This is a genomic window from Enterobacter sp. MF024, assembly GCF_005843915.1.
GTDB classification, from domain to species: domain Bacteria; phylum Pseudomonadota; class Gammaproteobacteria; order Enterobacterales; family Enterobacteriaceae; genus Enterobacter; species Enterobacter barmai.
The window spans coordinates 20,106-40,388 of record NZ_VCBB01000011.1; the positions used below are offsets into that span (position 1 = coordinate 20,106).

Annotated in this window: 18 protein-coding genes and 1 pseudogene; 14 read left to right on the forward strand and 5 right to left on the reverse strand. The window is 55.5% G+C overall.

Annotated features, from left to right (window positions below):
* Positions 1 to 67: 67 nt before the first annotated feature.
* Positions 68 to 1,465 (reverse strand): sugar porter family MFS transporter, encoded by a 1,398-nt coding sequence (locus FFB58_RS16865; RefSeq protein ID WP_138370492.1) that lies wholly within the window; start codon positions 1,463 to 1,465, stop codon positions 68 to 70.
* 208 nt (positions 1,466 to 1,673) lie between these two features.
* A complete protein-coding gene (gene metK / locus FFB58_RS16870) occupies positions 1,674 to 2,828 on the reverse strand; it encodes a methionine adenosyltransferase (protein WP_032613918.1) in 1,155 nt (384 codons plus the stop codon).
* A gap of 137 nt (positions 2,829 to 2,965) precedes the next feature.
* On the opposite strand from metK, the gene FFB58_RS16875 reads away from it, so the two are divergent.
* The 5 genes and pseudogenes from FFB58_RS16875 to speB all read left to right on the forward strand — a co-directional run bounded on the left by FFB58_RS16875 (position 2,966) and on the right by speB (position 6,786).
* A complete protein-coding gene (locus tag FFB58_RS16875; protein ID WP_138370493.1) occupies positions 2,966 to 3,181 on the forward strand; it encodes a hypothetical protein in 216 nt (71 codons plus the stop codon).
* A gap of 103 nt (positions 3,182 to 3,284) precedes the next feature.
* Positions 3,285 to 3,401 (forward strand): annotated as a pseudogene (locus tag FFB58_RS23090) (hypothetical protein); the annotation flags it as partial.
* Between the two features lie 87 nt (positions 3,402 to 3,488).
* Positions 3,489 to 3,620, forward strand: coding sequence for an acid stress response protein YqgB (yqgB, locus tag FFB58_RS16880; protein ID WP_138370494.1), 132 nt, complete (start codon positions 3,489 to 3,491; stop codon positions 3,618 to 3,620).
* An 8-nt stretch (positions 3,621 to 3,628) separates the two neighbouring features.
* Positions 3,629 to 5,605 (forward strand): biosynthetic arginine decarboxylase, encoded by a 1,977-nt coding sequence (gene speA, locus FFB58_RS16885; protein ID WP_138370495.1) that lies wholly within the window; start codon positions 3,629 to 3,631, stop codon positions 5,603 to 5,605.
* Between the two features lie 260 nt (positions 5,606 to 5,865).
* Positions 5,866 to 6,786 carry an agmatinase gene (gene speB / locus FFB58_RS16895; protein WP_006811917.1) on the forward strand — a complete coding sequence of 307 codons (921 nt, stop codon included), beginning with the start codon at positions 5,866 to 5,868 and terminating at the stop codon, positions 6,784 to 6,786.
* A gap of 44 nt (positions 6,787 to 6,830) precedes the next feature.
* Here the strand turns inward: speB and FFB58_RS16900 are convergent, their stop codons facing one another.
* Positions 6,831 to 7,589, reverse strand: coding sequence for a M48 family metallopeptidase (locus FFB58_RS16900; protein ID WP_039029810.1), 759 nt, complete (start codon positions 7,587 to 7,589; stop codon positions 6,831 to 6,833).
* Between the two features lie 279 nt (positions 7,590 to 7,868).
* Here FFB58_RS16900 and tkt point away from each other — a divergent pair, with 279 nt between their 5' ends.
* From tkt to FFB58_RS16935, 7 genes are all read left to right on the forward strand, one after another.
* Positions 7,869 to 9,860 (forward strand): transketolase, encoded by a 1,992-nt coding sequence (gene tkt / locus FFB58_RS16905; RefSeq protein ID WP_039029811.1) that lies wholly within the window; start codon positions 7,869 to 7,871, stop codon positions 9,858 to 9,860.
* Between the two features lie 357 nt (positions 9,861 to 10,217).
* On the forward strand, positions 10,218 to 11,237 hold the full coding sequence (gene epd, locus FFB58_RS16910) for an erythrose-4-phosphate dehydrogenase (RefSeq protein WP_039029812.1): 1,020 nt from the start codon (positions 10,218 to 10,220) through the stop codon (positions 11,235 to 11,237).
* Between the two features lie 49 nt (positions 11,238 to 11,286).
* Entirely contained in the window at positions 11,287 to 12,450 is a 1,164-nt protein-coding gene (gene pgk / locus FFB58_RS16915; RefSeq protein ID WP_039029813.1) for a phosphoglycerate kinase, read from the forward strand.
* Between the two features lie 89 nt (positions 12,451 to 12,539).
* Positions 12,540 to 13,619 (forward strand): class II fructose-bisphosphate aldolase, encoded by a 1,080-nt coding sequence (fbaA, locus tag FFB58_RS16920; protein WP_039029814.1) that lies wholly within the window; start codon positions 12,540 to 12,542, stop codon positions 13,617 to 13,619.
* A 188-nt stretch (positions 13,620 to 13,807) separates the two neighbouring features.
* Positions 13,808 to 14,665, forward strand: coding sequence for a small-conductance mechanosensitive channel MscS (mscS, locus tag FFB58_RS16925; RefSeq protein ID WP_138370496.1), 858 nt, complete (start codon positions 13,808 to 13,810; stop codon positions 14,663 to 14,665).
* 140 nt (positions 14,666 to 14,805) lie between these two features.
* A complete protein-coding gene (gene argO / locus FFB58_RS16930) occupies positions 14,806 to 15,441 on the forward strand; it encodes an arginine exporter ArgO (RefSeq protein ID WP_138370497.1) in 636 nt (211 codons plus the stop codon).
* 92 nt (positions 15,442 to 15,533) lie between these two features.
* Positions 15,534 to 16,316: an oxidative stress defense protein gene (locus FFB58_RS16935; protein ID WP_138370498.1), complete on the forward strand. Its 783-nt coding sequence runs from the start codon at positions 15,534 to 15,536 to the stop codon at positions 16,314 to 16,316.
* A 60-nt stretch (positions 16,317 to 16,376) separates the two neighbouring features.
* Here the strand turns inward: FFB58_RS16935 and argP are convergent, their stop codons facing one another.
* The gene (argP, locus tag FFB58_RS16940) at positions 16,377 to 17,270 is read right to left on the reverse strand and encodes a DNA-binding transcriptional regulator ArgP (RefSeq protein WP_039029817.1); all 894 of its coding nucleotides are present in this window, start codon (positions 17,268 to 17,270) and stop codon (positions 16,377 to 16,379) included.
* Positions 17,271 to 17,420: 150 nt separating this feature from the next.
* On the opposite strand from argP, the gene rpiA reads away from it, so the two are divergent.
* Positions 17,421 to 18,080 carry a ribose-5-phosphate isomerase RpiA gene (rpiA, locus tag FFB58_RS16945; RefSeq protein ID WP_138370607.1) on the forward strand — a complete coding sequence of 220 codons (660 nt, stop codon included), beginning with the start codon at positions 17,421 to 17,423 and terminating at the stop codon, positions 18,078 to 18,080.
* A gap of 267 nt (positions 18,081 to 18,347) precedes the next feature.
* Positions 18,348 to 19,580, forward strand: a complete 1,233-nt coding sequence (gene serA / locus FFB58_RS16950; RefSeq protein WP_039029818.1) for a phosphoglycerate dehydrogenase — start codon at positions 18,348 to 18,350, stop codon at positions 19,578 to 19,580.
* Positions 19,581 to 19,672: 92 nt separating this feature from the next.
* On the opposite strand, the gene FFB58_RS16955 is transcribed toward serA, so the two are convergent.
* The gene (locus tag FFB58_RS16955) at positions 19,673 to 20,272 is read right to left on the reverse strand and encodes a 5-formyltetrahydrofolate cyclo-ligase (RefSeq protein WP_138370499.1); all 600 of its coding nucleotides are present in this window, start codon (positions 20,270 to 20,272) and stop codon (positions 19,673 to 19,675) included.
* Positions 20,273 to 20,283 lie beyond the last annotated feature (11 nt).

Below are 20,283 nucleotides of genomic sequence, written 5' to 3' on the forward strand. Positions count from 1 at the left end.
GCAGAGCATAAAACGTGCGGCGGGGCGGTGCAAGGGGCTTCCTCCGCGAGGGAGGAAGCCGGAAGGATCAGTCGTGAGCGCCAATTTCGCGCAGGGGACGACCTTTCATCAGGTTGCGTTCGATATGTTCCAGCGAAACGTGTTTAGTTTCAGGAACCAGCCACAGGGTCAGGACGATAAACAGCAGGTTCAGACCGCCGTACACCCAGAAGGTGTTGGCGTTACCCAGCGTATCGAGCATGGTCAGGAAGGTTGCGCCGACAATCATGTTGGCGATCCAGTTAGTGGCGGTGGAGCAGGTAATACCGAAGTCGCGGCCTTTCAGCGGCTGGATCTCAGAGCAGAGCACCCAGATCAGCGGGCCTGCGCTCATCGCAAAACCAACGATAAACATCAGCAGCATCCCCACGGCCACGTACTGCAGGGTCGGCGAGTTGATACCCACATGCAGCATGGTGCCCAGCACGCCCATGCCGACGGCCATCACCAGGAAGCCCAGTGTCAGGGTCGGTTTACGGCCCCAGCGATCCACCAGACCGATGGCGATAAAGGTTGCCAGCACGTTGGTCAGGCCGACAATCACGGTGCCCCACATCTGCTGGGTAGTGTTGCTGTAACCCGCCAGCTCAAAGATTTTCGGCGCGTAATACATGATGACGTTCATCCCGGTGAACTGCTGCATGATCTGCAGCAATACGCCAAGGAACACCGCCCGACGGAAGTTGCTGTTCTCTTTAAACAGCGCCCAGCCGCTCTGTTTTACCTGCAGGCTTTCGCGGATCTCTTCCAGCTCACGCTTCGCTTCGGCACTGGTGTCGCGCAGGCGCAGCAGTACCCTTTCCGCATCGTTAAAGCGGCGTTTGGCGGCAAACCAGCGCGGGCTGTCAGGCAGGAAGAAGACGCCAATCAGCAGCAGCACCGCCGGGATAATGATCACCCCCAGCATCCAGCGCCATGCGCCGCTGTAGCTGAAGGCGGTGTCAGAAAGATAGGCCCCGAGAATACCGATAGTGATCATCAGCTGGTACATGGAGATCATGCTGCCGCGGATTTTCTCCGGCGCAATCTCCGACAGGTACAGCGGCGCGGTATAAGAGGCCACACCCACCGCCAGGCCCAGCAGCACGCGGGAGGCAATCAGCACTTCCACGTTCGGTGCCGCGGCGGAAAAGAGCGAGCCGGCGACAAACAGGATCGCGCCAATCATCAGGCTCTTTTTACGCCCGAGCTTAAAGGAGAGCCAGCCGCTGCCGACCGCCCCGACCGCCGCCCCGAACATCATTGAGCTCACCACCCACTCCTGGGTGTGGGAACTGATCTGGAATTCATCGGTAATGAACGGCAGGGCACCGGCAATTACGCCGATATCCAGACCAAACAGTAATCCTGCCAGTGCTGCGAGGAAGCAGACGAAGAATGTCATCGTCTTATTGGACGTCCGCCCCTTTTTTTTATTATCAGGCATCAAGCCCTCCGGTTAGTTTTATGTTTTTTGAATGTAAAGATTTGAATGGGATACTGTAAAAGTATGTGAGAGGGGCGAGACAAACAAAGAGAGTATTCCGAAAGGGCTGCGCTTTTATCGCGGTGAGAGCGTTTTCAGACAGGGGTAATGGGGCAGAAAAACAAAAAGGCCAGCACGCGGCTGGCCTCATTAAAGCTTTGTCAGTCGATTATTTCAGACCGGCAGCTTCACGCAGCTGAGCGGCTTTGTCGGTTTTTTCCCATGGGAAATGTTCGCGACCAAAGTGACCGTAAGCAGCGGTTTCTTTGTAGATCGGGTGCAGCAGATCCAGCATCTGAATCAGGCCGTATGGACGCAGGTCGAAGAACTCGCGTACCAGCAGGGTCAGCTGCTCGGTTGCCACTTTTTCGGTACCGAAGGTTTCAACCATGATAGAGGTGGGTTCTGCCACGCCGATGGCGTAGGAAACCTGGATTTCACAGCGGTCAGCCAGGCCAGCCGCAACGATGTTTTTCGCAACATAACGTGCCGCGTAGGCTGCAGAACGGTCAACCTTAGACGGATCCTTACCGGAGAATGCGCCGCCACCGTGACGCGCCATGCCGCCGTAGGTATCAACGATGATCTTACGACCGGTCAGACCGCAGTCGCCCATTGGTCCACCGATAACAAAGCGGCCCGTTGGGTTGATGAAGTATTTGGTAGAAGCGTTCAGCCACTCGGTTGGCAGAACCGGCTTGATGATCTCTTCCATCACTGCTTCCTGCAGGGATTTCTGGTCGATATCTTCAGCGTGCTGAGTAGAGAGAACTACCGCGTCGATGCCGACAATTTTGCCGTCGTCGTACTGGAAGGTGACCTGGCTTTTCGCATCCGGACGCAGCCACGGCAGGGTGCCGTTTTTACGCACTTCAGCCTGACGCTGCACCAGACGGTGAGCATAGGTGATTGGCGCTGGCATCAGCACGTCGGTTTCGTTGGTCGCGTAGCCAAACATCAGGCCCTGGTCGCCCGCGCCCTGTTCCAGCGGATCGGCACGGTCAACGCCCTGGTTGATGTCCGGGGACTGTTTGCCAATCGCGCTCAGGACGGCGCAAGAGTTGGCATCAAAGCCCATATCAGAATGCACATAGCCGATTTCACGCACGGTGTTACGGGTGATCTCTTCGATATCAACCCATGCACTGGTGGTGATTTCACCGCCAACCATGACCATGCCGGTTTTGACATAGGTTTCACAGGCTACGCGCGCCTTAGGATCCTGCTCGAGGATCGCATCCAGCACCGCATCGGAAATTTGGTCAGCAATTTTATCAGGATGTCCTTCTGATACGGACTCGGACGTAAACAGGTGTTTTGCCATGTTTTAATTTACCTAAGGAGAATTTGTTTAGCTCAAACTGTCGTGTGGGGTAGCCGTGGCAGTATTTTCCACCAGGACTTGCAGACGATGACACTGGCAGTCTGAGTGTTAATCAGTATGGATGGATTAACATCTGGATGGCTATTTTAGGTCACTTCTTCGCCCGATTTCCAGCTTTTTTTGAATGCGTGCCTACGCCCTTGAAAACCCGGCTGGAAATTTTTGCTGACGGTGCTGGCAATGCGCGCATTTATATTTTGCATTTTCCCCGTCTTGTCGGTATAAAACGCGGCGCGCGGCTCATACAAAAAAGCACACGACGTTTCTTCGTGTCGCCACTTCCAGCCGGGTAAAGCAGTGAACTTTTAGCTTTAACTTGTCGCGGGTTTAATCAGGCTTGCGTGGAGGTGATACGAGATAATGAACCGTCGTTTTCCGCTAATTCAGTTCTGCCTTTCAGGCCGGAACATGTTCCCCGCCATTCGCATTTCTAATCTGCAAACCTGCCGATGTTATACCCATCTCGGCGCTTCTCAGGATTCAAGGGCTGGCACTACGCTTTGTGAAGACTGAACAAGGGCGCTCTTGTAAATACAAGAGTTTTCTCGTGGTTTCGCCGGACCTTGTCATACAGAGTTCGGATACGTGTTTTACAATGATATGAATAAGAAACCGGTCGCACGCCCCGGCTTTCAGCATTCTGTGCTGAAAAGCGGGTCGGATAATGGGTTGTTATCGCAGATTGACGCTGCGATAGTAGTCAACTGTTTTACACTGAATAGTAAGAGTTGAGGTTCGCTATGTCTGACGACATGTCTTTTGTTTCGCCTTCGTCAGCGGGCGAACAGGGTGTACTACGTTCTATGCAGGAGGTTGCGATGAGCTCCCAGGAAGCCAGCAAGATGCTGCGCACTTACAATATTGCCTGGTGGGGCAATAACTACTACGACGTCAACGAACTGGGCCACATCAGCGTTTGCCCGGATCCTGACGTACCGGAAGCGCGCGTCGATCTCGCCAAACTGGTGAAAGCACGTGAAGCGCAGGGGCAGCGTCTGCCTGCTCTGTTCTGCTTCCCGCAGATCCTGCAACACCGTCTGCGTTCCATTAACGCCGCCTTTAAGCGCGCGCGTGAATCCTACGGCTACAACGGCGACTACTTCCTGGTCTATCCGATCAAGGTTAACCAGCATCGTCGAGTAATCGAATCCTTAATTCATTCTGGCGAACCGCTGGGACTGGAAGCCGGTTCTAAAGCGGAGCTGATGGCGGTACTGGCACATGCCGGAATGACCCGCTCGGTGATCGTCTGTAACGGCTATAAAGACCGTGAATACATTCGCCTGGCACTGATCGGTGAGAAGATGGGCCACAAGGTCTATCTGGTCATTGAGAAGATGTCTGAGATCGCCATCGTGCTGGAAGAGGCCGAGCGCCTGAACGTTGTGCCGCGCCTCGGCGTACGTGCGCGTCTGGCGTCCCAGGGCTCCGGTAAGTGGCAGTCCTCCGGCGGCGAAAAATCCAAATTCGGCCTGGCGGCGAACCAGGTTCTGCAGCTGGTGGAAATCCTGCGCGAACGTGGTCGTCTGGACAGCATTCAGCTCCTTCACTTCCACCTCGGCTCGCAGATGGCCAACATTCGCGACATCGCCACCGGCGTGCGTGAGTCGGCCCGTTTCTACGTTGAGCTGCACAAGCTGGGCGTGAACATTCAGTGCTTCGACGTGGGCGGCGGTCTGGGCGTGGACTATGAAGGTACGCGCTCGCAGTCCGACTGCTCCGTAAACTATGGCCTGAACGAATACGCGAACAACATCATCTGGGCGATTGGCGATGCCTGTGAAGAGCACGGCCTGCCGCACCCGACGGTAATTACCGAATCCGGGCGTGCGGTGACCGCACACCACACGGTGCTGGTCTCCAACATCATCGGCGTTGAGCGTAGCGAAATCAGCGAAGCGACGCCGCCAGCGGATGATGCCCCACGTTCTCTGCAAAGCATGTGGGAAACCTGGCAGGAGATGCACGAGCCGGGCACCCGCCGCTCGCTGCGCGAATGGCTGCACGACAGCCAGATGGATCTGCATGATATTCATATCGGCTATTCATCCGGGACGTTCAGCCTGCAGGAGCGCGCCTGGGCGGAGCAGCTGTATCTGAACATGTGTCACGAAGTGCAGAAACAGCTCGATCCGAGCAACCGCGCGCACCGTCCGATTATCGACGAGCTGCAGGAGCGTATGGCGGACAAGATGTACGTCAACTTCTCGCTGTTCCAGTCAATGCCGGATGCCTGGGGTATCGATCAGCTGTTCCCGGTTCTGCCACTGGAAGGGCTGAACCAGGTGCCTGAGCGCCGCGCGGTGCTGCTGGATATCACCTGTGACTCCGACGGGGCTATCGACCACTACATTGACGGTGACGGTATCGCCACCACCATGCCAATGCCGGAGTACGATCCGGATAACCCACCAATGCTGGGCTTCTTTATGGTTGGCGCCTATCAGGAGATCCTCGGCAACATGCACAACCTGTTCGGGGATACCGAAGCGGTTGACGTGTTTGTCTTCCCTGACGGCAACGTGGAAGTGGAACTCTCTGACGAGGGCGACACAGTGGCGGACATGCTCCAGTACGTTCAGCTCGATCCGAACAAGCTGCTGACCCAGTTCCGCGATCAGGTGAAAAAGACCGATCTGGACGACACGTTGCAGAAACAGTTCCTGGAAGAGTTTGAAGCCGGTCTGTACGGTTACACTTACCTGGAAGACGAGTAACGCCTGTGCCCGGTGGCGCTGCGCTTACCGGGCCTACAAAGCCGCGACACGTAGGCCGGATAAGGCGAAGCCGCCATCCGGCGATAAAATTTCGCCGGAATTGCGTTTGCTATACTCACTTGAACCCGTATGAAATAGCGGCGATAATCCGCCGCAACAGGCACTATTCGAATCAATCCCTTCCTCGTCGGGTTTAACGACGCGGAGGGGATTTTTTTTCATCTATTTTTAATGCACCGACGTTATAAAGAGGTCAGGACATGAGCACTTTAGGGCATCAGTACGATAATTCTCTGGTATCTAACGCTTTTGGTTTTTTACGCCTTCCGATGAACTTCCAGCCGTACGACAGCGACGCGGACTGGGTGATCACCGGGGTGCCATTTGATATGGCGACGTCCGGCCGTGCCGGTGGCCGTCATGGCCCGGCGGCGATCCGTCAGGTCTCCACCAACCTGGCCTGGGAGCACAATCGCTTCCCGTGGAACTTCGACATGCGCGAGCGCCTGAACGTGGTTGACTGCGGTGACCTGGTGTACGCCTTTGGTGATGCGCGTGAAATGAGTGAAAAACTGCAGGCCCACGCAGAAAAACTGCTGGCAGCCGGCAAGCGCATGCTCTCTTTCGGTGGTGACCATTTCGTGACCCTGCCCCTGCTGCGCGCCCATGCGAAGCACTTCGGCAAAATGGCGCTGGTGCATTTCGATGCCCATACCGACACCTACGCGAACGGCTGCGAATTCGACCACGGCACCATGTTCTACACCGCGCCGAACGAAGGCCTGATCGATCCGAACCACTCCGTGCAGATTGGTATTCGTACCGAGTTCGATAAAGACAACGGCTTCACCGTGCTGGACGCCGGTCAGGTGAACGATCGCGGCGTGGACGATATTCTGGCCCAGGTGAAACAGATCGTCGGCGATATGCCGGTCTACCTGACCTTCGACATCGACTGCCTGGATCCGGCCTTTGCCCCGGGTACTGGTACCCCGGTGATCGGCGGCCTGACCTCTGACCGCGCCATCAAACTGGTGCGCGGCCTGAAGGATCTGAATATCGTCGGCATGGACGTTGTGGAAGTGGCGCCTGCCTATGACCAGTCCGAGATCACTGCCCTGGCCGCAGCGACCCTGGCGCTGGAAATGCTCTACATCCAGGCGGCGAAGAAAGGCGAGTAATAAAGACAGAGGCCGGGACAGATTGCCCGGCCTGTGTATCGATGTTACTTGAGGCCGTCTGCGGACATGCGATCGCGAATATGCTGCGCACGCTCTGCAGAGGCAGGGTGGTCGTCAAACATGGAGCTTTGACGGCCCGCTTCCTGTTGAGCCAGCTTTTCGAAGCTGGTGGCTAAACCTGACGGGTTAATGCCACGTTTGCGCAACAGATCGTATGAGTAGTCATCGGCCTCAGATTCCTGACGCTGGGAGAACTGGGAGTTAACCAGTTTTTCGCCGAGATCGCCAAGCTGCGACTGGGAGAGACTTCCGACAATGCCGCCGGCAGAGGCTGCCGCCACGCGTACGGCGTTAGTGCCGAGCGCGACCTGCATTCCTTTCTTCACGTGGCCGAGGGCAACGTGACCCATTTCGTGGCCGATAACCGCTTCGACTTCGTTGTCGTTCATCATATCCATCAGCCCGCTGTAGACGCGGATACAGCCGTTGGCCATGGCAAAGGCGTTGACGTCTTTGGCCATGTACACCTTGTAGTTCACCGGCTGGCCATTAATGTTGTCGCCGAGGGCCGAAGCAATCTTATTCAGACGCTGAGCGTAGGTGCTGTCAGCAGGCGCGATGGTCGCTTTACCGTCCATCTCCTTACAGGCCTCATCGCTTAACGTTTTCACCTGGGCGTCGGTCAGGGAGTAGGCCTGAAACGCCTCTGCTCCGGAGCTCAACAGGCCGCCAGAATTCATATTTTGACACCCGCTAAGCAGGAGCGTCGTTCCCAGAGCCAGCACTATTGCACGCATTTTCATTATGTTGCTTCCGTACTCGTTAACATTGATAAATTCTGAAAGTTTTGCCGCCCCGGAGAAGGGTGCAGGAGTAATTATAAGGAATTTAAACCCAGCCGGGCGAGAAGATTGCGCAACGTGCGATCGTGTTCCGGAGATTTCTTAAGCGGCAAAAGAATGGTCCATGTACATGCTTTGTCGCTTGGGTTACATTGTTGGCACTTTTTTCTGGCGTAGCCCAAAACGCGCTGTCGTCAAGCCGAAACGGGTATGGCCTTCAACATCCGATCTGGAGTCAAAATGTCCTCACGTAAAGAGCTTGCCAATGCTATTCGTGCGCTGAGCATGGATGCTGTACAAAAAGCTAAATCCGGTCACCCGGGTGCCCCGATGGGTATGGCTGACATTGCCGAAGTGCTGTGGCGTGATTTCCTGAACCACAACCCGCAGAACCCGGCCTGGGCTGACCGCGACCGTTTCGTTCTCTCTAACGGTCACGGCTCCATGCTGATCTACAGCCTGCTGCACCTCACCGGCTACGACCTGCCAATCGACGAGCTGAAAAACTTCCGTCAGTTGCACTCCAAAACCCCGGGTCACCCGGAAGTGGGCTACACCGCAGGTGTAGAAACCACGACCGGCCCGCTGGGCCAGGGTATTGCTAACGCCGTAGGTATGGCGATCGCCGAGAAGACGCTGGCGGCGCAGTTCAACCGTCCGGGCCACGACATTGTTGACCACTTCACCTACGCGTTCCTGGGTGACGGCTGCATGATGGAAGGCATCTCTCACGAAGTGTGCTCCCTGGCAGGTACCCTGAAGCTGGGCAAACTGGTTGCGTTCTACGACGACAACGGCATCTCCATCGACGGCCACGTTGAAGGCTGGTTCACCGACGATACCGCAGCACGTTTCGAAGCCTACGGCTGGCACGTGGTGCGTGGCGTTGACGGCCACGATGCTGAAGCGATTAAACGTGCGGTAGAAGAAGCGCGCGCAGTCACCGACAAACCGTCCCTGCTGATGTGCAAAACTATCATCGGTTTCGGTTCTCCGAACAAAGCCGGTACGCACGACTCTCACGGCGCACCGCTGGGTGATGCTGAGATCGCGCTGACCCGCGAAGCGCTTGGCTGGAAACACCCTGCGTTTGAAATCCCGTCTGACATCTATGCCCAGTGGGATGCAAAAGAAGCCGGTCAGGCAAAAGAAGCGGCCTGGAACGAGAAATTCGCTGCCTATGCGAAAGCCTTCCCACAGGAAGCGGCAGAATTCACCCGTCGTATGAAAGGTGACATGCCGGCAGACTTCGACGCGAAAGCGAACGAGTTCATCGCTAAGCTGCAGGCTAACCCGTCCAAAATCGCCAGCCGTAAAGCGTCCCAGAATGCCATCGAAGCCTTCGGTCCGTGGCTGCCAGAGTTCCTCGGCGGCTCCGCTGACCTTGCGCCTTCTAACCTGACTATCTGGTCCGGCTCTAAAGCGATCAACGAAGATACTGCCGGTAACTACATCCATTACGGCGTGCGTGAGTTCGGTATGACCGCAATCGCCAACGGTATCTCCCTGCACGGTGGTTTCCTGCCGTACACCTCCACCTTCCTGATGTTCGTGGAGTATGCCCGTAACGCGGTGCGTATGGCTGCGCTGATGAAACAGCGTCAGGTGATGGTCTACACCCACGACTCCATCGGTCTGGGCGAAGATGGCCCGACTCACCAGCCGGTTGAGCAGGTTGCCTCTCTGCGTGTGACCCCGAACATGTCCACATGGCGTCCATGTGACCAGGTTGAGTCCGCGGTAGCGTGGAAATATGGCGTTGAGCGTCAGGACGGCCCGACCGCGCTGATCCTCTCCCGTCAGAACCTGGCTCAGCAGGATCGTACCGAAGCACAGCTGGCGAACATCGCCCGCGGTGGTTACGTACTGAAAGACTGCGACGGTCAGCCGCAGGTGATCTTCATCGCAACCGGTTCTGAAGTTGAACTGGCCGTTGCGGCCTGGGATCAGCTGGCAGGCGAAGGCGTGAAAGCGCGCGTGGTGTCCATGCCGTCTACCGATGCCTTCGACAAGCAGGACGCGGCTTACCGTGAATCCGTGCTGCCGAAAGCCGTTTCTGCCCGCGTGGCAATCGAAGCGGGTATCGCTGACTACTGGTTCAAATACGTGGGCCTGAACGGCGCTATCGTCGGTATGACCACCTTCGGTGAGTCTGCTCCGGCTGAGCAGCTGTTCGAAGAGTTCGGCTTCACCGTTGAGAACGTGGTCGCGAAAGCGAAAGAACTGCTGTAATCGCTGTTTTGCCCGGTGGCGCTACGCTTACCGGGCCTACAAATGGCACGAAAACCAGGCCGGGTAATCGCAAGCGAATTACCCGGCTTTTTTGTATGTACTATTCCTCCAGCCTGTAACCAGACCGTTAATTATTCCATTAGAAATGTGACGCAAGTCATATAGCTGGCTTATTGGTCTGGACAGTCATTTCCTTTATTCCGTGTTTCGCTTATTCTGGCTGAAGCGTTTCAGTCGACTAAATGTTCGACAAATGACCAATCAGTTGGAGTTTGTGACAGGCAAGGATTCCCCTCAGAGCGTTGCTGCATTACTCTGTCAGCCACCTCAAGTCAGGGAAAGCTTTGCAGGAGACTTATGACCGTACGCGTAGCGATTAATGGTTTCGGTCGCATCGGACGTAACGTGGTTCGTGCTTTATATGAATCCGGACGCCGGGCGGAAATTACCGTGGTGGCCATCAACGAACTGGCGGATGCCGCAGGCATGGCGCATTTGTTGAAATATGACACCAGCCATGGGCGCTTTGCCTGGGACGTTCGTCAGGAGAGAGAGCAGCTGCTTGTCGGTGATGACGTGATTCGTCTGCTTCATGAGCGGACGATCGACGCATTACCCTGGCGTGAACTGGGCGTTGATGTGGTCCTCGATTGTACCGGCGTCTACGGCAATCGCGAACACGGCGAAGCCCATCTGGCGGCCGGCGCGAAGAAAGTGCTCTTTTCACACCCTGGCAGTAACGACCTCGATGCCACGGTGGTTTACGGCGTCAACCATCATGAGTTGCGCGCGGAACACCGTATCGTCTCCAATGCCTCCTGCACCACCAACTGTATTATTCCGGTCATCAAACTGCTGGACGATGCCTACGGCATTGAGTCGGGTACGGTTACCACCATCCACTCCGCCATGCACGATCAGCAGGTCATTGACGCTTACCACCCGGATCTGCGACGCACTCGCGCGGCGAGTCAGTCGATTATCCCGGTGGACACCAAACTGGCGGCCGGTATTACCCGAATTTTCCCCCAGTTTGAAGACCGTTTTGAAGCCATCGCCGTGCGTGTTCCCACCATCAACGTGACGGCAATCGACCTCAGCGTAACCGTGAAAAAACCGGTAAAAGCCTGTGAGGTCAACCTGTTGCTGCAAAAAGCGGCACAGCAAGCATTTCATGGTATAGTTGACTATACGGAATTACCGTTGGTCTCAGTAGATTTTAACCACGATCCGCATAGCGCCATTGTTGATGGCACGCAAACGCGCGTAAGTGGAGCGCATCTGATCAAAACGCTGGTCTGGTGTGATAATGAATGGGGCTTTGCTAACAGGATGCTCGACACCACGTTAGCTATGGCCGCTCAAGGTTTCAGGTAAGACGCGTATTGCGTCTGCAAAACTTTAAGAATCAACGAGAGGATTCACCATGTCTGTAATTAAGATGACCGATCTGGATCTGGCAGGTAAACGCGTTTTCATCCGTGCGGATCTGAACGTACCGGTTAAAGATGGTAAAGTGACCAGCGACGCGCGTATCCGTGCTTCTCTGCCAACCATCGAACTGGCACTGAAGCAGGGTGCGAAAGTGATGGTAACCTCCCACCTGGGTCGTCCGACTGAAGGCGAGTACAACGAAGAGTTCTCTCTGCTGCCGGTTGTTAATTACCTGAAAGACAAACTGTCCAGCCCGGTACGTCTGGTTAAAGACTACCTGGACGGCGTTGAAGTTGCTGAAGGTGAACTGGTTGTTCTGGAAAACGTTCGCTTCAACAAAGGCGAGAAGAAAGACGACGAAACCCTGTCCAAAAAATACGCTGCGCTGTGCGACGTATTCGTCATGGACGCTTTCGGTACTGCTCACCGCGCGCAGGCTTCCACTCACGGTATCGGCAAATTTGCTGACGTTGCTTGTGCAGGTCCACTGCTGGCAGACGAACTGGAAGCACTGGGTAAAGCACTGAAAGAACCTGCTCGTCCGATGGTTGCTATCGTTGGTGGTTCTAAAGTGTCTACCAAACTGACCGTTCTGGACTCTCTGTCCAAAATCGCTGACCAGCTGATTGTGGGCGGCGGTATCGCCAACACCTTCGTTGCAGCCCAGGGCCACAACGTCGGTAAATCCCTGTACGAAGCAGACCTGGTTGGCGAAGCTAAACGCCTGCTGACTACCTGTGACATCCCGGTTCCAACTGACGTTCGCGTAGCGACCGAGTTCTCTGAAACCGCAACCGCAGAGCTGAAATCTGTTTCTGACATCAAAAATGAAGAGCAGATTCTGGACCTGGGCGACGCCTCTGCAGAGAAACTGGCTGAAATCCTGAAGAATGCAAAAACCATTCTGTGGAACGGTCCGGTTGGCGTGTTCGAATTCCCGAACTTCCGTAAAGGTACTGAAATCGTAGCTAACGCGATTGCAGACAGTGAAGCATTCTCCATTGCTGGCGGCGGTGATACCCTGGCAGCAATCGATCTGTTCGGTATTTCCGACAAGATCTCCTACATCTCCACTGGCGGCGGCGCATTCCTCGAATTCGTGGAAGGCAAAGTTCTGCCAGCAGTAGCCATGCTCGAAGAGCGCGCTAAGAAGTAAGCCATTTTAGGGCAGGGAAACCTGCCCAATTTTCAGCGCGCTTTTAAGAGCTCGCCCCTTTCCAAGGCCGAAGATACAGGACTCGCAACATGTCTAAAATTTTTGATTTCGTAAAACCTGGCGTGATCACTGGTGATGACGTTCAGAAGGTGTTCCAGGTAGCTAAAGAAAACAACTTTGCTCTGCCAGCTGTTAACTGCGTCGGTACCGACTCTATCAACGCCGTACTGGAAGCCGCAGCGAAAGTTAAAGCTCCGGTAATCGTTCAGTTCTCCAACGGTGGCGCTGCGTTCATCGCAGGTAAAGGCGTTAAAACTGACGTTCCTCAGGGCGCAGCAATCCTGGGCGCAATCTCTGGCGCACATCACGTTCACCAGATGGCTGAGCACTACGGTGTTCCGGTTATCCTGCACACTGACCACTGCGCGAAGAAACTGCTGCCGTGGATCGACGGTCTGCTGGACGCGGGCGAAAAACACTTCGCTGCAACCGGTAAGCCACTGTTCTCTTCTCACATGATCGACCTGTCTGAAGAGTCTCTGGAAGAGAACATCGAAATCTGCTCCAAATACCTGGCGCGCATGGCCAAAATGGACATGACTCTTGAAATCGAACTGGGTTGCACCGGTGGCGAAGAAGACGGCGTGGACAACAGCCACATGGACGCTTCTGCTCTGTACACTCAGCCAGAAGACGTTGATTACGCTTACACCGAGCTGAGCAAAATCAGCCCACGTTTCACCATCGCTGCCTCCTTCGGTAACGTACACGGCGTGTACAAACCAGGTAACGTGGTTCTGACGCCAACCATCCTGCGTGATTCTCAGGAATACGTTTCCAAGAAACACAACCTGCCGCACAACAGCCTGAACTTCGTCTTCCACGGCGGTTCCGGTTCTTCTGCCCAGGAAATCAAAGACTCCGTAAGCTACGGCGTAATCAAAATGAACATCGATACCGATACCCAATGGGCGACCTGGGACGGTATCCTGCAGTACTACAAAACTAACGAAGCTTACCTGCAGGGCCAGCTGGGCAACCCGAAAGGCGAAGACCAGCCGAACAAGAAATACTACGATCCACGCGTATGGCTGCGCGCAGCCCAGACCTCTATGGTGACGCGTCTGGAGCAGGCTTTCAAAGAGCTGAACGCGGTTGACGTTCTGTAATTTGAGCTGCTGACAGCATCAGAAGCCCGCGTTAATCGCGGGCTTTTTTTATGTCTTTTCAACTGGCTATCTTGCCTGTTTTTGTGATCTGTTTGGCAAAAGCCAGCCTTTTTGTTTACCCTTTACACACTTGCCACTCCATCAGTGGAATGGCGTATTGTGGTTTTTATGTGCATAAGGAAAGATAAATGGAAGATCTCGGTGTTGTAGATAGCATCAATAACGCTGGCTCCTGGCTGGTGCGTAACCAGGCATTGCTGATCAGCTATGCCGTCAATATTGCTGCGGCTATCGCCATTATCGTGGTGGGAATGATAGTCGCACGTACGGTTGCCAGAGGCGTTAACCGCGTAATGCTCGCGCGTCATATCGATGCAACCGTCGCCGATTTTCTTTCGGCACTGGTGCGCTACGCGATTATCGCTTTCACCCTCATTGCGGCAATGGGGCGCGTGGGTGTCCAGACCGCCTCAGTGATTGCGGTACTGGGTGCCGCCGGTCTGGCCGTGGGGTTGGCATTGCAGGGTTCGCTGGCGAACCTGGCTGCCGGTGTGCTGCTGGTGACCTTCCGTCCATTCCGCTCCGGGGAATATGTCGATCTCGGCGGCACTGCGGGTACGGTGCTGAACGTGCAGATTTTCTCCACCACGCTGCGTTCAGCAGACGGCAAAATTGTCATCGTGCCTAATAAAAAGGTTATCGACGGCAATATCACGAATTTTTCCCGTGAGCCGGTTCGCCGAAATGAGCTCCTTATCGGCGTCGGTTATGACTCCGATACTGAACTGGTGAAAAAGCTGATCACCGATATTATTGAATCCGATGAGCGCATCCTCAAAGATCGGGAAATGACTGTTCGCCTGAACGAGCTTGGCGCATCATCCATTAACTTTGTGGTGCGTATCTGGAGCAACAGCAGCGATTTGCAGAGCGTCTACTGGGATGTGCTGGAGCGCATCAAGCGTGACTTTGACGCCAACGGCATCAGCTTCCCGTATCCGCAGATGGACGTGAACTTCAAGCGTGTGAAAGAACCGGCGGAATAACCTTTCTGCCTGACCCGGTACGCGCAATGCGTGCCGGGTTTAATTAGCTTCTCTTATTGCCAATTAATATTATCCATTTCCTCTTATTATTCTCCCGCAGTATAGTCAGCCCTCAAGACACATTTCTGAGATTAAATTCCATGTTCTCTTTTTATATTCAAGGGCTTATGATTGGCGCAGCGATGATCCTGCCCCTTGGCCCGCAAAACGCCTTCGTCATGAATCAGGGCATTCGCCGTCAGTATCACATCATGATCGCGCTGCTCTGCGCGGTGAGCGATATGCTGCTGATATGCGCCGGGATTTTCGGCGGCAGCGCGTTGCTGATGCAGTCCCCGTGGCTGCTGGCGCTGGTCACCTGGGGTGGCGTAGCCTTTCTGCTCTGGTATGGCTTTGGCGCGTTGAAAACGGCGATGGGCAGCAATATCGAGCTGGCAAGCGCCGAGGTGATGAAGCAGGGGCGCTGGAAAATTATTATCACCATGCTGGCGGTGACCTGGCTTAATCCGCACGTTTATCTGGATACGTTCGTGGTGCTGGGGAGCCTGGGAGGGCAGCTGGACGCTGAGCCGAGACGCTGGTTCGCGCTGGGCACCGTGAGCGCCTCTTTCCTGTGGTTCTTTGGTCTGGCGCTGCTCGCCGCATGGCTGGCACCCCGCCTGCGCACCGCCAAAGCCCAGCGCATTATTAATGGTCTGGTCGGCGTGGTGATGTGGTTTATTGCTTTCCAGCTGGCGAAAGAAGGGATTCATCACATTCGTGAACTATTCTACTAAGCGTTGTCTTATGGACATTCGACCAGCAGCCGCTAAGCTTGCTGGCATGCGCCCTGTTACATGGGCACTCTTCGCAACATGGAGGAATAAAAGTGAAGTTGAATGCAATCGCCCTGGCGGCATTAATGGGTTTTGGCGCAGCATCCGTGCAGGCCAGCGAGCTGCCTGACAGCCCGCACATTGTGACCTCCGGCACCGCAAGCGTGGATGCGGCCCCGGATATCGCGACCTTAGCCATTGAAGTGAACGTGGCGGCAAAAGATGCGGCCACCGCCAAGAAACAGGCAGACGACCGCGTTGCGCAATATCTCTCTTTCCTGGAGCAGAACGGCGTCGGTAAAAAAGATATCAACTCCGCTAATCTGCGTACCCAACCGGATTACGACTATAAGGATGGCAAAAGCATCCTGAAAGGTTACCGCGCGGTACGTACCGTAGAAGTCACGGTGCGTCAGCTGGATAAACTCAACTCCCTGCTGGACGGGGCCCTGAAAGCGGGCCTGAATGAGATCCGTTCGGTGTCACTGGGTGTTGCGCAACCTGAGAAGTATAAAGATGAAGCGCGCAAAGCGGCGATTGATGATGCCGTTCGTCAGGCACAGCAGTTGGCCGCTGGCTTTAACAGCAAGCTGGGCCCGGTTTATAGCGTGCGTTACCACGTCTCTAACTACCAGCCGAGCCCTATGGTGCGCATGATGAAAGCGGAAGCGGCGCCGGTCTCTGCCCAGGATACCTACGAGCAACCTACGATTCAGTTCGACGATCAGGTTGATGTGGTGTTCCAGCTTGAGCCCGCTCAGGGTCAGCAGCAGACTCAGCAGAACCAGCCGGTTCAGCAAAATCAGCAGCAGGATACGGCGACTAAAGCACCGTAAGTCTTGTTTTGATATACAGCGACAAGGCCGGGTCAGCGTTTATGCGACCCGGCTTTTTTATTAGTCCTGACGCAGAACCTTATGACCGTGGGCCAGCAGCGCATCGGTCACGTTGCGCATCATACGGCTTTCCGGCGCGAAGCGGTGCCAGTAGAGCATGCGGCGCTGGTGCAGGCCTGGCGTCAGGTCGATCAGCTCACCGCTCTGCAGCTCTCTTTCAATCTGCAGATGCGGGATCATGCAGCAGGTCGTGCCCTGACGCGCCAGCTGTACGAAGGCTTCGGAGGAGTTAACGATATGGCAGGGAACGCTGCCGGGCGGCAGGTCGAAGTTCTGCTGTAAAAACGCCTGATGCATATCATCAAGATGGTCAAACGCCACGGCAGGGGCTTTGAGCAGGGCCGCGCGGGTAACGCCGTTCGGGAAGTAGCGCTCAGCAAAGGCTTTAGAGCCGACAAACAGGTAGTCCAGCGCCCCCAGCTGATCCACCAGGCAGCTTGGCAGCGCCTGGGGCTGGATACTGACTGCACCTACCACTTCACCACGACGCAGACGCTCCTGGGTACGGGTTTCGTCTTCAACCTGTAAGTTCAGGCGAATAGGCGAATCGGCCAGCACCGGGGCGAGGGCAGGGAGGAGCCAGGTTGCCAGACTGTCGGCGTTGACCGCCAGCGACAGCAGCAGCGGCGTGGAGCCAGTCTGTTCGTCGCCCAGCCACTCATCTTCCAGCAGCTCAACCTGACGCAGCAGCGCCAGCAGCTTTTGTCCCTGTTCGGTAGGACGCGGCGGCACGGTACGAACCAGCAGCGGCTGCCCGAACATGTTCTCAAGCTGTTTGATTCGTTGCGAAACGGCGGACTGGGTAATACACAGCTTCTGTGCTGCGCGTTCGAATCCGCGTTCACGTATAACGGCATCAAGCGCCTGTAATGTTCTGTAGTCCGGACGTTTCATTGCTCTGGCTGACTCCCAAATAATTCAATACTTCGCACTATGACATAAATTTATGTTTGATACAGACGAAATTGGTGACCTCGCAGATCACATGGCGCAGGTGAATGCTCTATAATGCGCGTCACGCAAAATCACCACGGGCAAGAGATCATGACGCAGGATGAACTGAAAAAAGCAGTAGGATGGGCCGCTCTCCAGTATGTACAGCCGGGTACCATTGTCGGCGTGGGCACCGGGTCAACGGCAGCACATTTTATTGATGCGCTGGGCACGATGAAAGGCCAGATTGAGGGCGCAGTTTCCAGCTCCGATGCATCCACGGAAAAGCTGAAAAGCCTGGGCATTACCGTTTTCGATCTGAACGAAGTGGACCGTCTGGGGATTTACGTGGACGGCGCGGATGAGATCAACGGCCATATGCAGATGATCAAAGGCGGCGGCGCGGCGCTGACGCGCGAGAAGATCATCGCCTCTGTCGCGGACAAGTTTATCTGTATCGCCGATGCCTCCAAGCAGGTGGATATCCTCGGCAAATTCCCGCTGCCGGTTGAAGTGATCCCGATGGCGCGTAGCGCGGTTGCCCGTGAGCTGGTCAAGCTGGGCGGACGCCCGGAATACCGTCAGGGCGTGGTGACGGACAACGGGAACGTGATCCTGGACGTGCACGGTCTGGAGATCCTCGACGCCGTCGCGCTGGAAAATGCCATCAATAGCCTGCCAGGCGTGGTAACCGTAGGGTTGTTTGCCAACCGTGGCGCGGATGTCGCGCTGATTGGCACCGCCGATGGCGTCAAAACCATCGTGAAATGATCTGACGGGGGGAACCTCCCCCCGCTAACTTTTTTTGCAAAAGCGATATTCGGTGACTTGTGTCACATTTCTAACCCTCTACTGACGATCCTGCCGCTTTCTCATTTCTCCGCAGCATTTTTCACTGCCAATTGACGCTGTATGACATTTCTTCAGAGTGCCGACGCAAACGTTCATATTGCTGCAATAGTTTTTTTTGATATGTTGGCTGGAGCGGATTCAAATCCAGCACAACAACAGTTCAGACAATCAGACAGGGTCGGGGAAATGGCAAAGGTATCACTGGAGAAAGACAAGATTAAATTTCTGCTGGTCGAAGGGGTGCATCAGAAAGCACTGGATAGCCTTCGTGCGGCGGGTTACACCAACATCGAATTTCACAAAGGTGCGCTGGATACCGAACAGCTGAAAGAGTCGATCCGTGATGCCCATTTCATCGGCCTGCGCTCCCGTACCCATCTGACAGAAGACGTTATTGCGGCGGCAGAAAAACTGGTGGCGATCGGCTGCTTCTGCATCGGCACCAACCAGGTTGACCTTAATGCGGCTGCGAAGCGCGGTATTCCGGTCTTTAACGCGCCATTCTCCAACACTCGTTCCGTGGCGGAGCTGGTCATCGGCGAACTTCTGCTGCTGCTGCGCGGCATCCCTGAAGCCAACGCCAAAGCCCACCGCGGCATCTGGAATAAGCTGGCCTCCGGCTCTTTCGAAGCGCGTGGTAAAAAGCTGGGGATCATCGGTTACGGCCACATCGGTACGCAGCTGGGTATTCTGGCGGAATCGCTGGGGATGCACGTCTTCTTCTACGACATCGAAAGCAAACTGCCGCTGGGTAACGCCACTCAGGTTCAGCATCTCTCCGACCTGCTGAATATGAGCGACGTGGTGAGCCTGCACGTGCCGGAAAACGCCTCCACCAAAAACATGATGGGTGCGGAAGAGCTGGCACTGATGAAGCCGGGCTCACTGCTGATCAACGCCGCGCGCGGTACGGTGGTGGATATCCCGGCCCTGTGTGACGCGCTTAAACGCAAACACCTGGCGGGCGCGGCTATCGACGTCTTCCCGACCGAGCCTGCGACCAACAGCGATCCGTTCACCTCGCCGCTGTGTGAGTTTGACAACGTGATCCTGACGCCACACATCGGTGGCTCTACTCAGGAAGCGCAGGAAAATATCGGTCTGGAAGTGGCCGGTAAGCTGAGCAAATACTCCGACAACGGTTCAACGCTGTCTGCGGTCAACTTCCCGGAAGTATCGCTGCCGCTGCACGGTGGGCGTCGTCTGCTGCACATCCACGAAAACCGTCCGGGCGTGCTGACCGCCATTAACCAAATCTTCGCCGAGCAGGGCGTCAATATTGCCGCGCAGTACCTGCAAACTAACGCGCAGATGGGCTATGTGGTTATCGATATCGAAGCGGATGAGGACGTTGCAGAGAAAGCGCTGCAGGGGATGAAAGCCATTCCGGGCACCATTCGCGCGCGTCTGCTTTACTGAGTTTAGTGCGGCCTGATGCCCTCATCCCGTCCCTCTCCCACGGGGAGAGGGCGCAAAAACTAAAAACGGTAACTGGCGTTACCGTTTTGCTTTTACCTCCACTGCCACAATTTCGACGGTGTCACCACCGCAGGCAGCGGGATATCCCATTTCTCCACCGGTAACTTTTCAACGCCCTGACAATCATGGGCATAGCCCACGGGCTGTAAGCCGTACTGCTGCCAGTTCTGCAGGGTGCGATCGTAAAAACCTCCGCCCATCCCTAAGCGCTGACCGCTTTCATCAAACGCCACCAGCGGCGTCACCAGCACGTCGAGTCGATCCAGCGGCAATACGTCGCGCACGTCCAGTTTCGGTTCTGTGATTTTGAGACGATTTACCACCAGTTCGCTGTGCGGGTGGTAGTGCAGAAACAGCAGATTACCCGGGCTAAAAGGGTGAAGTACCGGCAGATAGACTTTTTTCCCGGTGCGCCAGAGTTCATCGATTAGCGGTTGGGTATCCAGTTCGCCGTCAAAGGAAAGAAACAGGGCCACTGTGTGCGCCATCACCACGGGCGGATACGCCATCATGCGGGCCGCGGCTTGTTGCGCGAAATGGGCTTGTTGTTCAGGCGTTAAGGCTTTGCGCTGCTGACGGATAAACTGACGAATGTGTTGACGGGAAGAGGTAACTTCAGGAAGTTGCGTCATGGTAGTCGCTG

What these genes read in the sequence shown, in the direction of transcription:
- FFB58_RS16865 (WP_138370492.1), bottom strand. Translation starts at nt 1,465, where the DNA reads ATGCCTGATAATAAAAAAAAGGGGCGGACGTCCAATAAGACGATGACA.
- metK (WP_032613918.1), bottom strand. Translation starts at nt 2,828, where the DNA reads ATGGCAAAACACCTGTTTACGTCCGAGTCCGTATCAGAAGGACATCCT.
- FFB58_RS16875 (WP_138370493.1), top strand. Translation starts at nt 2,966, where the DNA reads ATGGCTATTTTAGGTCACTTCTTCGCCCGATTTCCAGCTTTTTTTGAA.
- yqgB (WP_138370494.1), top strand. Translation starts at nt 3,489, where the DNA reads ATGAATAAGAAACCGGTCGCACGCCCCGGCTTTCAGCATTCTGTGCTG.
- speA (WP_138370495.1), top strand. Translation starts at nt 3,629, where the DNA reads ATGTCTGACGACATGTCTTTTGTTTCGCCTTCGTCAGCGGGCGAACAG.
- speB (WP_006811917.1), top strand. Translation starts at nt 5,866, where the DNA reads ATGAGCACTTTAGGGCATCAGTACGATAATTCTCTGGTATCTAACGCT.
- FFB58_RS16900 (WP_039029810.1), bottom strand. Translation starts at nt 7,589, where the DNA reads ATGAAAATGCGTGCAATAGTGCTGGCTCTGGGAACGACGCTCCTGCTT.
- tkt (WP_039029811.1), top strand. Translation starts at nt 7,869, where the DNA reads ATGTCCTCACGTAAAGAGCTTGCCAATGCTATTCGTGCGCTGAGCATG.
- epd (WP_039029812.1), top strand. Translation starts at nt 10,218, where the DNA reads ATGACCGTACGCGTAGCGATTAATGGTTTCGGTCGCATCGGACGTAAC.
- pgk (WP_039029813.1), top strand. Translation starts at nt 11,287, where the DNA reads ATGTCTGTAATTAAGATGACCGATCTGGATCTGGCAGGTAAACGCGTT.
- fbaA (WP_039029814.1), top strand. Translation starts at nt 12,540, where the DNA reads ATGTCTAAAATTTTTGATTTCGTAAAACCTGGCGTGATCACTGGTGAT.
- mscS (WP_138370496.1), top strand. Translation starts at nt 13,808, where the DNA reads ATGGAAGATCTCGGTGTTGTAGATAGCATCAATAACGCTGGCTCCTGG.
- argO (WP_138370497.1), top strand. Translation starts at nt 14,806, where the DNA reads ATGTTCTCTTTTTATATTCAAGGGCTTATGATTGGCGCAGCGATGATC.
- argP (WP_039029817.1), bottom strand. Translation starts at nt 17,270, where the DNA reads ATGAAACGTCCGGACTACAGAACATTACAGGCGCTTGATGCCGTTATA.
- rpiA (WP_138370607.1), top strand. Translation starts at nt 17,421, where the DNA reads ATGACGCAGGATGAACTGAAAAAAGCAGTAGGATGGGCCGCTCTCCAG.
- serA (WP_039029818.1), top strand. Translation starts at nt 18,348, where the DNA reads ATGGCAAAGGTATCACTGGAGAAAGACAAGATTAAATTTCTGCTGGTC.
- FFB58_RS16955 (WP_138370499.1), bottom strand. Translation starts at nt 20,272, where the DNA reads ATGACGCAACTTCCTGAAGTTACCTCTTCCCGTCAACACATTCGTCAG.